This is a genomic window from Bacillus sp. JZ109 (assembly GCF_053903135.1).
Genome location: NZ_CP096388.1, coordinates 2,271,266 through 2,284,484, shown reverse-complemented (window position 1 = coordinate 2,284,484; position 13,219 = coordinate 2,271,266). Strand labels below are relative to the sequence as shown.

The window sequence follows — 13,219 nt, the reverse complement described above, 5'->3', positions numbered from 1 at the left end:
GTTAGTGATGAGAGATTCATATTTTTTGATAGGTCGTGATAAAACGTGGTACAAATCATATTTGATTCGAAAACAGGGAATGTTCAGCGGTTTGTGAATAAAACAGGCTTTCAGCAGATACGCAAGGTGGACGAAATGGACCACGTGGACACTCCGTTTGTTTTGGTCACCTACACGACAAACTTCGGCCAGGTACCGGCATCAACACAATCATTTCTCGAAAAATACGCCCATCTCTTATTAGGAGTCGCTGCGAGCGGCAACAAAGTATGGGGCGATAACTTTGCAAAAAGCGCCGATACCATTTCAAGACAATATCAGGTGCCGATCTTGCACAAATTTGAACTCAGCGGCACATCTAAAGACGTTGAATTGTTTACTCAGGAGGTAGAAAGAGTTGTCACAAAATCAAGTGCCAAAATGGATCCAGTTAAATAACGAAATCATGATCCAAAAAGATGGGAAATTCCAGTTTGATAAGGATAAAGAGGCTGTACATAGCTATTTTGTAGATTATATCAATCAAAACACAGTCTTCTTTCACGATTTAAAAGAGAAGCTGGATTATTTGGTTGAAAATCAATACTACGAAGAGGAATTCTTAAGCCTTTATTCTTTTGAAGACATTAAAGAAGTGTTTAAGACAGCTTACGCTAAGAAGTTTCGTTTTCCTTCCTTCATGAGTGCGTTTAAATTCTATAATGACTATGCTTTGAAAACGAATGACAAGAAAAAAATCCTCGAGCGTTATGAGGACCGGATCTCAATTGTTGCGCTGTTCTTCGCTAACGGCGACACTGAGAAAGCAAAAGAATATGTAAACCTGATGATCAATCAAGAATATCAGCCGAGCACACCGACATTTTTGAATGCCGGCAGAAAACGCCGCGGTGAACTTGTGAGCTGCTTCTTGCTCGAAGTTAATGATTCTTTAAATGACATTTCAAGAGCAATCGATATCTCCATGCAGCTTTCTAAGCTTGGCGGCGGGGTTTCTCTTAACCTGTCCAAGCTTCGCGCGAAAGGTGAAGCCATTAAAGATGTTGAGAATGCGACAAAAGGCGTTGTAGGCGTCATGAAGCTTCTTGATAACGCGTTCCGTTACGCTGACCAAATGGGACAAAGACAAGGGTCCGGCGCGGCGTATTTAAACATTTTCCACCGCGATATCAATGATTTTCTTGATACGAAAAAGATTTCTGCGGATGAAGATGTGCGCGTCAAAACGCTTTCGATCGGTGTTGTCATTCCGGATAAGTTCGTTGAGCTTGCACGCGAGGACAAAGCGGCTTATGTATTCTATCCGCACACGATTTATAAAGAGTACGGCCAGCACATGGATGAGATGGACATGAACGAAATGTACGACAAGTTTGTCGACAACCCTCGGGTGAAAAAGGAAAAAATCAACCCGCGGAAACTGCTTGAAAAATTGGCGATGCTTCGTTCTGAATCAGGCTATCCATACATCATGTTCCAAGATAACGTCAATAAAGTGCATGCGAATAACCATATTTCCAAGGTCAAATTTTCTAACCTTTGCTCTGAAGTGCTGCAGGCATCTCAAGTTTCTTCATACACAGACTATGATGAAGAAGATGAAATCGGTCTGGATATTTCCTGCAACCTGGGTTCGCTTAACATTCTCAATGTCATGGAGCATAAATCAATCGAAAAGACAGTCAAGCTTGCGACAGACTCTTTAACACACGTGTCTGAAACAACTGACATCCGTAATGCGCCTGCTGTAAGACGGGCAAACAAAGCGATGAAATCAATCGGCCTCGGTGCTATGAACCTTCACGGCTACCTTGCGCAAAACGGCATTGCGTATGAAAGTCCGGAAGCGCGTGACTTTGCAAACACGTTCTTTATGATGGTGAACTTCTACTCCATCCAGCGTTCTGCGGAAATCGCAAAAGAGAAGGGTGAAACGTTTGATCAATATGAAGGCTCAACCTATGCGACAGGTGAATACTTTGACAAATACGTTTCTACTGATTTCTCACCGAAATATGAAAAAATCGCCAACCTGTTTGAGGGTATGCATATCCCGACGACAGAGGACTGGAAAAAGCTAAAAGCATTTGTGGCTGAACACGGTATGTATCACAGCTACAGATTATGCATTGCGCCGACAGGCTCTATCTCATACGTTCAATCAAGCACGGCGTCTGTTATGCCGATTATGGAACGGATTGAAGAACGAACATACGGCAACTCAAAAACGTACTACCCAATGCCTGGGCTTGCATCTAATAACTGGTTCTTCTATAAAGAAGCCTACGATATGGACATGTTCAAGGTTGTGGATATGATCGCCACTATCCAGCAGCACATTGATCAGGGAATCAGCTTCACATTGTTCTTAAAAGACACAATGACGACCCGTGATTTAAACCGAATCGATCTGTATGCACATCATAGAGGAATTAAAACCATTTACTATGCAAGAACGAAAGATACTGGGCAAGACAGCTGCCTTTCTTGTGTTGTTTGATTAAAGGAGAGTTTATAGTGACAAAAATTTATGACGCAGCAAACTGGTCAAAGCATGAAGACGATTTTACCCAAATGTTCTATAACCAAAACGTGAAACAGTTCTGGCTTCCGGAAGAGATTGCTTTAAACGGCGATCTTCTCACATGGAAGTACCTCGGAAAAAATGAGCAGGATACTTATATGAAGGTACTGGCCGGACTTACGCTTCTTGATACAGAGCAGGGGAATACGGGGATGCCGATCGTGGCTGAACACGTAGATGGCCACCAGCGGAAAGCGGTGCTGAACTTTATGGCGATGATGGAGAACGCTGTCCATGCGAAGTCGTACTCTAATATTTTCATGACCCTTGCACCGACTGAAACGATCAATGAAGTATTTGAATGGGTTAAACAAAATAAATATTTGCAGAAAAAAGCGCAAATGATTGTCGGGCTTTACAAAGCCATTCAAAAAGATGATGAAATTTCACTGTTCAAAGCGATGGTTGCTTCCGTCTATCTGGAAAGCTTCCTTTTCTACAGCGGTTTCTATTATCCGTTATATTTCTACGGACAAGGAAAACTGATGCAAAGCGGTGAGATCATTAACCTGATCCTTCGTGACGAAGCGATTCACGGCGTGTATGTCGGTCTCCTTGCTCAGGAAATTTATAATAAACAGACAGAAGAGAAAAAAGCAGAGCTTCGTGAATTTGCGATTGACCTTCTGAATCAGTTATATGAAAATGAGCTTGAATATACAGAGGATTTGTACGATCAAGTCGGACTCTCACACGATGTAAAGAAATTCATCCGCTATAATGCGAATAAAGCGCTGATGAATCTTGGATTTGATCCATACTTCGAAGAGGAAGATATTAATCCGATCGTATTAAACGGATTAAACACAAAAACAAAATCGCATGACTTCTTCTCTATGAAGGGGAATGGCTATAAAAAAGCGACAGTTGAGCCGCTCAAAGATGATGACTTTTATTTTGAAGATGAAAAAGAGCAGATATAATATCTGCTCTTTTCGGCTTGAAGGTTCAAATGAGGAGGACGCAGTACCCATGGGAAAAATGGACGAAATGATTTTAGTTGCCCCGCGCGATGATGTGTTTAAGAAAGAAAGCTTAACCTTCCAGGGCGTATACAGTGAAGATAGCAGAGTAGCAGAAATCATGGCTCAGATTGAAGCGGCCTATCGTGAAATGAGAAGAGGGGACGCAGAAGAAGATACGCGTTTCAAGCAGCCGATACCTTATGTCGTCATTAAGCGTGAAGATGAAGTTTTTCTTTACGAGCGGCTGGCTGGCGGCGGTGAATCGCGTCTGCACAACAAGCTTTCTCTCGGCTTTGGCGGCCATATGAACGCCATCGAAGGGGCAGCTTCATTTGCTGAAGTCTTAAAGCTGAACACAGACCGTGAGCTTGAGGAAGAACTGCAAATAAATGAAGAAGATAAACAGGCGATTGTCACACTGGGATTGATCAATGATGATGAAAACAGTGTTGGCAAAGTGCATATTGGTATTCTTTCTGCGCTTCAATTAAAGCCTGGGGCACAAGTGGAAGTGAAGGAGAAAGAACAAATTGCGGGTAAATGGATGAAAGTTTCTGAATTAAAACAGGAAGACATCTACAACCGTCTGGAAACATGGTCACAGTTTGTTGTTGATATTCTTGAATAAAAAAACCCGGTTTCTCGCGATGAGGAGCCGGGTTTTTTTATGAGACGCTCGTCCCCGTCTCGGCTATGATTCTAGGATCACAATAGCGTCAAAGCCGGCATTTTTCGCTCTGGCAGCGAGGGTGTCTGCATTGTCTTTGGATGAAAATGCGCCAATCTGCACTTTGTATAATCCGTCCTTTAAAAGGACAATCGAGTCAAAACCTTTGGCTTCGGCTTTACTTGCGAGCGAGTCGGCATTCGCTTTGACTTTAAATGCGCCGATTTGAACCTTATATAACCCTGAGCTGGAAGTCTTTTTAAGGTTAAAGGCTTGCTCCAGCCCGTTTGCATGTCCTCTCGCTAAGCTTTGAATAAAACTGCTCGTTTTCAGCTTATTTGCATCGGCAACGGTATCAATGAAGCCGTTCTCGGTCAAGAGGGCAGGCATTGCCGACTCCCTTAGGACGTGGAAGTTCGCCGTTTTTTTGCCGCGATCGGCAAAGTCGACAGCTTGTATCACTTCAGAGTGAATTGCCGATTGATAAGTCGTCGTCGGGGCTCCTACACCTGGATAAATATAGCTTTCAAAACCTGTGCCTCCCCCGGAATTAACGTGAATGGACAAAAAGAAATCTGCTCCCCAGTTATTTGCGGCATTTGTCCGGTCGTTTAAGCTGACATATTGGTCGCTTGTCCGGCTCAGCAGCAAAGAAACGCCTTCATATTCATTAGTTAATATCGTACGTAAGGCTAAAGCGATTTGCAGGGTTAACGTTTTCTCCTGAAGGCCATTACCTGTTGCGCCTGGATCAGACCCGCCATGGCCAGGATCAATAAAAATTTTAACCATTTTTCATCACCTCATTACAGGATATGAAAAAACACGGCTTCTGCTTGTACGATTATCATTCAACTGAAAAATGAGGAAATAACCCTTCCACACCGGGAATTATTTCTCGGGAAAGCGCACAATTCAACATGAAGCGACAACAGATACGGTCCGAAATGAAATATGTGCATATGCCATATGTTTGTATGTACTATGGGTTCGGTTAACCTGCACTGATTCCTGTTTAAGCTTTGCGTTCATAAGCATTTGAAACGTTAATTGATGAGAAAAGCTCCTTTCATTAAAGACACCACTTTATAAATCGAAAAAAAGAAAAACACTTCAGGTATCTTAGGGCGGGTAATACGCTTCTTACAAAAAACAGCCCGTTACATGAAAAAAGGATTGGCGAATGGAGAAAATAATGAGAAAGAAGCTCACTATAATACTTTGACAAAATGATTAAAAACAAAATCTCATGGTTTGTCCACCCCATGTCCGTGAATACAATAAGAAATAAAGTATTTCTCGGGAAAGCGCAGGATTCCTTATTGTTCCCGAAAAAAGCAATTGTTTCGACACATGATAGGCGTTTGTCACAATCGGCATCCGCTTGAATATCATATAGAGAGAACAGAGAGGTGAAGATGTTGGAGCGCGCTGTGACTTATAAAAACAACGGACAGATCAACATTATTCTGAACGGGCAAAAGCAGGTGCTGACGAATGCTGAGGCAGAGGCGGAATATCAGGCTGCATTGCAAAAAAACGAAGCAAAGCACGGCATTTTGAAGGAAATCGAAAAAGAGATGAGCGCATTAGTTGGGATGGAGGAAATGAAACGCAACATCAAGGAAATATACGCCTGGATTTTTGTGAACCAAAAACGCGCGGAGCAAGGCTTGAAGGTTGGAAAGCAAGCGCTGCACATGATGTTTAAAGGAAATCCGGGAACGGGAAAAACGACGGTTGCACGGCTCATCGGCAAGCTGTTCTTTGAAATGAATGTCCTGTCAAAAGGCCACTTAATAGAAGCGGAGCGGGCTGACCTGGTCGGGGAGTATATCGGACACACCGCCCAAAAGACGAGAGACTTAATCAAAAAGTCATTAGGTGGCATTTTGTTTATAGACGAAGCCTACTCGCTGGCAAGAGGCGGCGAAAAGGACTTTGGGAAAGAAGCGATCGACACACTTGTCAAGCATATGGAAGACAAACAGCATGAGTTTATTTTGATACTCGCCGGATATTCACGGGAAATGGATCATTTTCTCTCGTTAAATCCCGGTCTCCAATCAAGATTTCCCATCTCCATTGATTTTCCGGATTACTCTGTGACACAGCTCATGGAGATTGCGAAACGAATGATCGATGAAAGGGAATACCAGCTCAGTCAAGAAGCTGAATGGAAATTGAAAGATTACTTAATGACAGTGAAAAGCACGACAAGTCCCATTAAATTCAGCAATGGACGTTTTGTCAGAAATGTGATCGAAAAATCGATCAGAGCACAAGCCATGAGGCTTTTAATGGGAGACCAATACTTAAAAAGCGACTTGATGACCATCAAAAGCCAAGATCTTTCCATTAAAGAAGAAGCATCTGGATCTGCATAGACCTCTCAGTTTTTGAGAGGTCTGTTTTTTGCTCGTATTTCCGCTTTTCAAAGCAATCGATTTGTGGTATACACATGCAGGGTTTGGTATGATAATACTACTGCCCAATATGCAAAAGAAAGGAACATCCATTTGAACGAACAAGAAACGATTCAGGAGAAAGCCATTTTAGTCGGATGTCAGCTGCCGCATATCACGGATGAGCATTTTGAAAATTCTATGGAAGAGCTAGCATCTCTGACGAAAACAGCAGACGGAAAAGTACTGACCAGCGTCACACAAAAACGGAACAGGGCTGACGCCGCTACATATATAGGAAAAGGGAAGGTAGAAGAGCTGAAGGCACTGGTGGAAGAGCTTGAAGCTGATCTCCTCATCTTTAATGATGAACTGTCGCCAAGTCAGCTGAAGTCATTGGCAACAGCAATTGAAGTGAAGATGATTGACCGCACGCAATTGATATTAGATATTTTTGCAAAGCGGGCGAGAACGAGAGAAGGCAAACTTCAAATTGAGCTGGCTCAGCTGCAATATGCACTGCCGCGTCTGACGGGACAAGGGATCAACCTTTCCCGGCAAGGCGGTGGAATTGGGGCAAGAGGTCCCGGGGAAACGAAACTGGAAACCGACCGCCGCCATATCAGAAATCGCATTCATGAAATCAACACACAGCTTTCCACTGTCATTCGCCATAGAAGCCGATACCGTGAAAGAAGAAAGAAAAACGGTGTGCTTCAAATTGCGCTTGTCGGCTATACAAACGCAGGGAAATCAACATGGTTCAACCGCCTGACGAGTGCTGACAGCTATGAAGAAGACCTCCTGTTTGCCACGCTCGATCCGATGACCAGAAAAATGGTCCTGCCAAGCGGCTACAGTGTTCTTCTATCAGATACAGTAGGATTTATTCAGGATCTTCCGACGACATTGATTGCTGCATTCCGCTCAACGCTTGAGGAAGTAAAAGAAGCGGATTTAATTCTGCATTTAATTGATTCTTCAAATGAGGATTATGCGGGACATGAAAAAACAGTGCTTCGGCTGCTTGAGGAGCTTGAAGCAGATGATATCCCGATGCTGACGGCTTACAATAAACGTGATCAAAAACTGCCTGATTTTATACCGTCCGCCGGAAGGGATCACATTATGGTCAGTGCGAAATTTGAGGACGACGCTGAAATCTTTAAAGAAGCGATTCAGCGCTATTTGCGCCAAGAACTGTTAACGTCTTTTGAAGCACATGTGCCGGCAAGTGAAGGGAAGCTCCTTTCCAGAATCAAATCGGAAACGATGGTAGACCGCTTCTATTTTAATGAAGAAAATGAACAGTATGACATATCCGGCTATGTCCAAGAAGAGCAAAGTATCATCGGTGAATTAAAGAAGTATATGTAGGAAGGAAATATAAAGACATGTTTGACACATTAACACACGGAGAATTATTGAAGAAAACGGCAATGGAAGTGGAAGCGGACATTGCCGGCATTCATAAACAAATAGAAGAAATCAGCGAGCGAAATGAGTGGAGAGTGCTTCAAAGCTATAGAAAACACAAAGTAAGCGACACTCATTTCACGCCGTCTACTGGATACGGCTATGATGATATCGGAAGAGACACGCTTGAAAGCATATATGCGGATGTGTTTGGCGGAGAAGCGGGGCTTGTAAGGCCGCAAATCATTTCAGGCACACATGCCATCTCAATTGCTTTGTTCGGTGTCCTCAGACCGGGGGACGAGCTCCTTTATATCACGGGCAAGCCGTATGATACGCTAGAGGAAATTGTGGGCGTCAGGGGTGGAGAAAACGCTGGATCGCTAAAGGATTTTCAAATCGGCTATAATGCGGTTGATCTGACGAAAGATGGAAAGATAGACTATGATGCAGTCGCCGCTGCGATCAATCCGAAAACCAAAGTAATCGGCATTCAGCGCTCAAAAGGATATGCGAATCGCCCTTCTTTCTTAATTAGTGAAATAAAAGAAATGATACGTTTTGTAAAAGAAATCAATGAAAACCTGATCGTCTTTGTGGATAACTGTTACGGAGAATTTGTGGAAGAGCTTGAGCCTTGCCATGTCGGAGCCGATCTGATGGCGGGATCTCTCATTAAAAATCCCGGCGGCGGCCTTGCGAAAACAGGCGGCTACCTCGTCGGAAAAGCGAAATGGATTGAAGCTTGCTCATACCGTATGACGTCACCAGGCATCGGCAGAGAAGCGGGGGCATCTCTTTACTCGCTCCAAGAAATGTACCAAGGCTTCTTTTTGGCGCCTCACGTTGTGTCTCAAAGTTTAAAGGGAGCGGTGTTTACAGCGAGATTCCTTGAAAAACTGGGCTTCACTTCAAACCCGAAATGGGATGCGAAAAGAACGGATTTGATACAATCCGTTGAGTTTTCTGACAGAGAAAAGATGATTGCTTTTTGCCAGGCTATTCAATTTGCATCGCCAATCAATGCTCATGTGACGCCTTATCCAGCCTACATGCCGGGATACGAAGATGATGTCATTATGGCAGCAGGCACGTTTATTCAAGGAGCAAGCATCGAATTATCAGCTGATGGCCCTATCCGCCCGCCGTATGTAGCGTATGTTCAGGGAGGATTAACCTATTCGCATGTGAAGAATGCCATATGCAGTGCAGTGGATTCATTGATGGAAAAGCAATTAATTTAAATTTTTTAAAAATTTCTCTGAATTCGATGTTAAGAATCCTTACATCGTATTGACACAAAATATAACATCACCTATAATGAAACTAAGTTAAGAAAAGGAGGAAATTGAGATGAGTGATAATATTCGCCGCTCAATGCCTTTATTTCCAATAGGAATTGTCATGCAGTTAACTGAGTTATCAGCAAGACAAATTCGATATTATGAGGAAAATGGACTGATATTTCCAGCCAGAAGTGAAGGGAATAGACGATTATTTTCATTTCATGATGTAGATAAACTGTTAGAAATCAAGCACCTGATAGAACAAGGTGTAAACATGGCAGGAATTAAACAGATTCTGGCGAAAGCCGAAGCCGAGCCAGAACAAAAACAAAGCGAGAAGACGAAAAAACCAATGAAACATGATCTGTCCGATGACGAACTGAGACAGCTCCTGAAAAACGAGCTCATGCAAGCCGGCCGTTTTCAAAGAGGGAATACATTCCGTCAAGGCGACATGTCCCGCTTCTTTCATTAATCCGTTAGCAACTGTTTTGCTATATACATTTACCTTTTAAGAGGAGGAATTTTACCAAATGGCAAAGTACACTAGAGAAGATATCGAAAAATTAGTAAAAGAAGAAAACGTGAAGTATATCCGCCTTCAATTTACTGACATTCTTGGAACAATCAAGAATGTTGAGATTCCTGTAAGCCAGCTTGGAAAAGCGCTTGATAATAAAGTCATGTTTGACGGTTCTTCTATTGAGGGATTCGTTCGTATCGAAGAGTCAGACATGTACCTGTATCCAGATCTAAATACATTTGTTATCTTCCCATGGACAGCTGAAAAAGGTAAAGTAGCACGTTTCATCTGTGATATTTACAATCCGGATGGCACACCTTTCGAAGGTGACCCGCGAAACAACTTAAAACGGATTCTGAAAGAAATGGAAGACCTCGGCTTCAGTGATTTTAACCTTGGACCTGAGCCTGAATTCTTCTTATTCAAATTGGACGAAAAAGGCGAGCCGACGCTTGAACTAAACGACAAAGGCGGATATTTCGACTTAGCTCCAACTGATTTAGGAGAAAACTGCCGCCGCGATATCGTACTTGAGCTTGAAGAGATGGGCTTTGAAATCGAAGCGTCTCACCACGAAGTAGCACCTGGTCAGCACGAAATCGACTTTAAATATGCTGGAGCAGTCCGCTCTTGTGATGACATCCAAACATTTAAACTAGTTGTCAAAACAATTGCCCGCAAACACGGCCTGCATGCGACATTTATGCCAAAACCATTGTTCGGTGTGAACGGTTCAGGTATGCACTGCAATCTATCACTCTTCAAAAATGGTGTTAACGCATTCTTTGATGAAAGCGCAGATCTTCAGTTAAGTGAAACAGCGAAACACTTCATCGCAGGTATCGTGAAGCACGCAACAAGCTTTACAGCAGTAACAAACCCGACAGTAAACTCTTACAAACGTCTTGTTCCTGGCTATGAAGCACCTTGCTATGTAGCATGGAGCGCGCAAAACAGAAGCCCGCTTATCCGTATCCCGGCTTCTCGCGGCATCAGCACACGTGTTGAAGTACGCAGCGTAGACCCAGCTGCAAACCCATACCTTGCACTTAGCGTATTGCTTGCTGCAGGATTAGACGGAATCAAAAACAAACTGGAAGCGCCGGCTCCAATCGACCGCAACATCTATGTGATGAGCAAAGAAGAGCGCATGGAAAACGGAATCGTTGACCTTCCAGCAACACTTGCGGAAGCGCTAGAAGAATTCAAATCAAACGAAGTCATGGTCAAAGCGCTGGGCGAGCACCTATTCGAACACTTCATCGAAGCAAAAGAAATCGAATGGGATATGTTCCGCACGCAAGTACATCCTTGGGAACGCGAACAGTATATGTCTCAGTATTAATCTTTCAATCCCTTGACACTATTGTTGTCAAGGGATTTTTATGTTAATAGGTAATAAATTATAGAGCGGCACTGCTAAAAGCAGGTCGCTTTTATTTATGTCACTAATAAGACAATGTACTAAATTTTTAAGTAGGAAAATAATTTTATGCTTAAGGAAAGCAATACGCATAAATAATTCGACAATTTCTGTGGTAGTTTCTTTGTTCAATACTTCTACCAGCACTAGATGAGTGAAGTAGATGCTTAACATTGACACTATAACCAAATAAATACATAATTGTGTTAAAATCTAAATCAATTTTTTCAAAAAGGAGATTTCTATGAAAAAATTGACTATCTTCTCCGGAGGATTAGGAGCAGTTTTTTCTGTACTGGCTCAACTGTTTGCGGTTATAGATGACTCTTACACTTTGGGGAATTTATGGTTTTTAGGTGCTTTGGCGGGAATTATAACCATGCTTGCTTCAATCCAGACAAATAATAAAATAGTCTTCAGCATATTATTAATTATTAGTTCAATAATAGGTCTACTTGGAACTGGTCTTATATACATCATACCAACACTGTTCAATATAATAATAATTTATAAATTTTCAAAAGTAAGCCAATGGTAAAATAAAGGTTCTTTTTTTATTTAGCATCCCTTTGACAAGGCCGGTAATGAATCGCAGAATGTTGCAACTGGTCCACGCAGTTGGGGCAATCGTGGGCATGATTATCGAACGCCATGTTTCTAGAATACCGGAATTGAAACATTTGCTGAGGCATTCCGTGAAGCTATCACCAAATGTCCATTTCAATAGTTGCACGTCTAAAGAAGCTATCATAGGAGGACAATACTGTGTGGAAAGCTTTTAGTCAATTACTCAAGAAACAGAAAAATCAAAGTCCACTCGATGAGGGTTATATACAGATTCCAGAAAAGGATATAAATCAAGAATTAAAGCAAGTGATATTTGAGTTGGAGAGCCTGGGGGAAGTAGTATCGAAAAAGCTGCAGAATAAGTATGCAGGTGTTTTGAAGCTCAGGATAAACCAAATCTCAGCATCAAACTTTGTAGAGACATAGATGGAGATGTGCTAAATGATTTTACAGCTGAGAGATGTTTTGAAAAAGAATACCGTTCACAAATAGCAATTAATTACTATCAACCTGCAATAGTCTGTGATGAAGAATTAGACTGTTTCACAACGGATTTGTGGTATTACTACTGTGGATATAAAGGGACGGGTTGTGGAACATTATACGATTTAAATAATAATGATTTAGAAAAGAAATTGAAGAGACGCTAATATTTTTGCTCAATGACAAACAATTCGAGAAATAAAAAAGAAAGCCGCAAAGAGCTTTCAATCAACTGATGAAGCTAAGAAAAGCTTTTAAGAATTAGCTGACTTGGGTGACAGCGAGTTTTCCGGGAAGGGTGCAGACAACATTAAAGCATTTTATCTTGATCATGCCGGCATTACAGATCAATGTATCGATCGGATTGACATGGAAATTGCTTTCTTAAGCATCATTTCTGCAAAACTTGTAAGTGCAAAGATGTGAAGATGCTTACATAGAAGAGTCATTTTTAAAACATGAGCTGGCTAACGATTACACAAAATCAAAATTCATTATGTCTGAACAAAAGAAAACGATGAAAGACATTCTGATAACATCATTGAATAAATATCTTAGAGGATAAAAAAGTGAATTGGTCAAAGGAATTGAAATATTTTAAAAGGCTATCAGGCTCCAAAACGCTTGCAATAGATTTAGAAATCCAAATGAATATTTAAGTATTTGTTTTCAGGTTTAGTGATAACTATGTCTATACTTAAAATTATATCCATTTGATAATCCAGAGAGAAAAACCTTTGCACTGCATAGTCATTGTTGTTTTGTAGTAGGTGATATACATTAATGCCCCGTTTAATAGGGGAAAGAACCACGATATCTAAGCTGTTGGTACCCTTGCCAGCAGCTTTTATAAAACGTTTTTTTGACTTTGAGTTGCTCTTTCTTAGTCTGATAAAACTT

12 protein-coding genes and 1 pseudogene are annotated in these 13,219 nt (G+C 41.8%); 12 read left to right on the top strand and 1 reads right to left on the bottom strand.

Annotated elements, in window-relative coordinates:
• Positions 1-45: 45 nt before the first annotated feature.
• From nrdI to M1D94_RS12045, 4 genes are read left to right on the top strand one after another with little or no spacing between them, the layout of a single operon-like run.
• Positions 46-438, top strand: coding sequence for a class Ib ribonucleoside-diphosphate reductase assembly flavoprotein NrdI (nrdI, locus tag M1D94_RS12060; protein WP_003231758.1), 393 nt, complete (start codon positions 46-48; stop codon positions 436-438).
• Positions 398-2,500, top strand: coding sequence for a class 1b ribonucleoside-diphosphate reductase subunit alpha (nrdE, locus tag M1D94_RS12055; protein WP_014479842.1), 2,103 nt, complete (start codon positions 398-400; stop codon positions 2,498-2,500). Before nrdI ends, nrdE begins: the two co-directional genes overlap by 41 nt.
• 17 nt (positions 2,501-2,517) lie before the next feature.
• The gene (nrdF, locus tag M1D94_RS12050) at positions 2,518-3,507 is read left to right on the top strand and encodes a class 1b ribonucleoside-diphosphate reductase subunit beta (RefSeq protein ID WP_003231754.1); all 990 of its coding nucleotides are present in this window, start codon (positions 2,518-2,520) and stop codon (positions 3,505-3,507) included.
• Positions 3,508-3,556: 49 nt separating this feature from the next.
• Entirely contained in the window at positions 3,557-4,177 is a 621-nt protein-coding gene (locus tag M1D94_RS12045; protein ID WP_046664231.1) for a hypothetical protein, read from the top strand.
• 63 nt (positions 4,178-4,240) lie between these two features.
• Here M1D94_RS12045 and cwlC read toward each other — a convergent pair whose 3' ends face one another.
• Positions 4,241-5,008 carry a sporulation-specific N-acetylmuramoyl-L-alanine amidase gene (gene cwlC / locus M1D94_RS12040; protein WP_017694914.1) on the bottom strand — a complete coding sequence of 256 codons (768 nt, stop codon included), beginning with the start codon at positions 5,006-5,008 and terminating at the stop codon, positions 4,241-4,243.
• Between the two features lie 626 nt (positions 5,009-5,634).
• On the opposite strand from cwlC, the gene spoVK reads away from it, so the two are divergent.
• The 8 genes and pseudogenes from spoVK to M1D94_RS12000 form a co-directional block, all read left to right on the top strand.
• Positions 5,635-6,603, top strand: a complete 969-nt coding sequence (gene spoVK / locus M1D94_RS12035; RefSeq protein WP_003231746.1) for a stage V sporulation protein K — start codon at positions 5,635-5,637, stop codon at positions 6,601-6,603.
• Positions 6,604-6,735: 132 nt separating this feature from the next.
• Entirely contained in the window at positions 6,736-7,998 is a 1,263-nt protein-coding gene (gene hflX / locus M1D94_RS12030; protein WP_032725748.1) for a GTPase HflX, read from the top strand.
• Positions 7,999-8,015: 17 nt separating this feature from the next.
• Complete coding sequence (locus M1D94_RS12025) at positions 8,016-9,281, top strand: methionine gamma-lyase family protein (RefSeq protein ID WP_029317829.1); 1,266 nt, start codon at positions 8,016-8,018, stop codon at positions 9,279-9,281.
• 109 nt (positions 9,282-9,390) lie between these two features.
• Positions 9,391-9,798, top strand: a complete 408-nt coding sequence (gene glnR / locus M1D94_RS12020) for a transcriptional repressor GlnR (protein ID WP_014476884.1) — start codon at positions 9,391-9,393, stop codon at positions 9,796-9,798.
• 58 nt (positions 9,799-9,856) lie between these two features.
• Positions 9,857-11,191 carry a type I glutamate--ammonia ligase gene (gene glnA / locus M1D94_RS12015; protein WP_015252037.1) on the top strand — a complete coding sequence of 445 codons (1,335 nt, stop codon included), beginning with the start codon at positions 9,857-9,859 and terminating at the stop codon, positions 11,189-11,191.
• 322 nt (positions 11,192-11,513) lie between these two features.
• The gene (locus M1D94_RS12010; protein ID WP_032725750.1) at positions 11,514-11,807 is read left to right on the top strand and encodes a hypothetical protein; all 294 of its coding nucleotides are present in this window, start codon (positions 11,514-11,516) and stop codon (positions 11,805-11,807) included.
• Between the two features lie 227 nt (positions 11,808-12,034).
• Positions 12,035-12,262 carry a hypothetical protein gene (locus M1D94_RS12005; protein ID WP_411225925.1) on the top strand — a complete coding sequence of 76 codons (228 nt, stop codon included), beginning with the start codon at positions 12,035-12,037 and terminating at the stop codon, positions 12,260-12,262.
• Between the two features lie 283 nt (positions 12,263-12,545).
• Positions 12,546-12,851: pseudogene (locus M1D94_RS12000) on the top strand (T7SS effector LXG polymorphic toxin); the annotation flags it as partial.
• Positions 12,852-13,219: the final 368 nt, after the last annotated feature.

Coding starts and splice junctions, on each gene's coding strand:
- glnR (WP_014476884.1), top strand. CDS start 9,391: ATGAGTGATAATATTCGCCGCTCAATGCCTTTATTTCCAATAGGAATT.
- cwlC (WP_017694914.1), bottom strand. CDS start 5,008: ATGGTTAAAATTTTTATTGATCCTGGCCATGGCGGGTCTGATCCAGGC.
- M1D94_RS12010 (WP_032725750.1), top strand. CDS start 11,514: ATGAAAAAATTGACTATCTTCTCCGGAGGATTAGGAGCAGTTTTTTCT.
- glnA (WP_015252037.1), top strand. CDS start 9,857: ATGGCAAAGTACACTAGAGAAGATATCGAAAAATTAGTAAAAGAAGAA.
- spoVK (WP_003231746.1), top strand. CDS start 5,635: ATGTTGGAGCGCGCTGTGACTTATAAAAACAACGGACAGATCAACATT.
- M1D94_RS12045 (WP_046664231.1), top strand. CDS start 3,557: ATGGGAAAAATGGACGAAATGATTTTAGTTGCCCCGCGCGATGATGTG.
- M1D94_RS12025 (WP_029317829.1), top strand. CDS start 8,016: ATGTTTGACACATTAACACACGGAGAATTATTGAAGAAAACGGCAATG.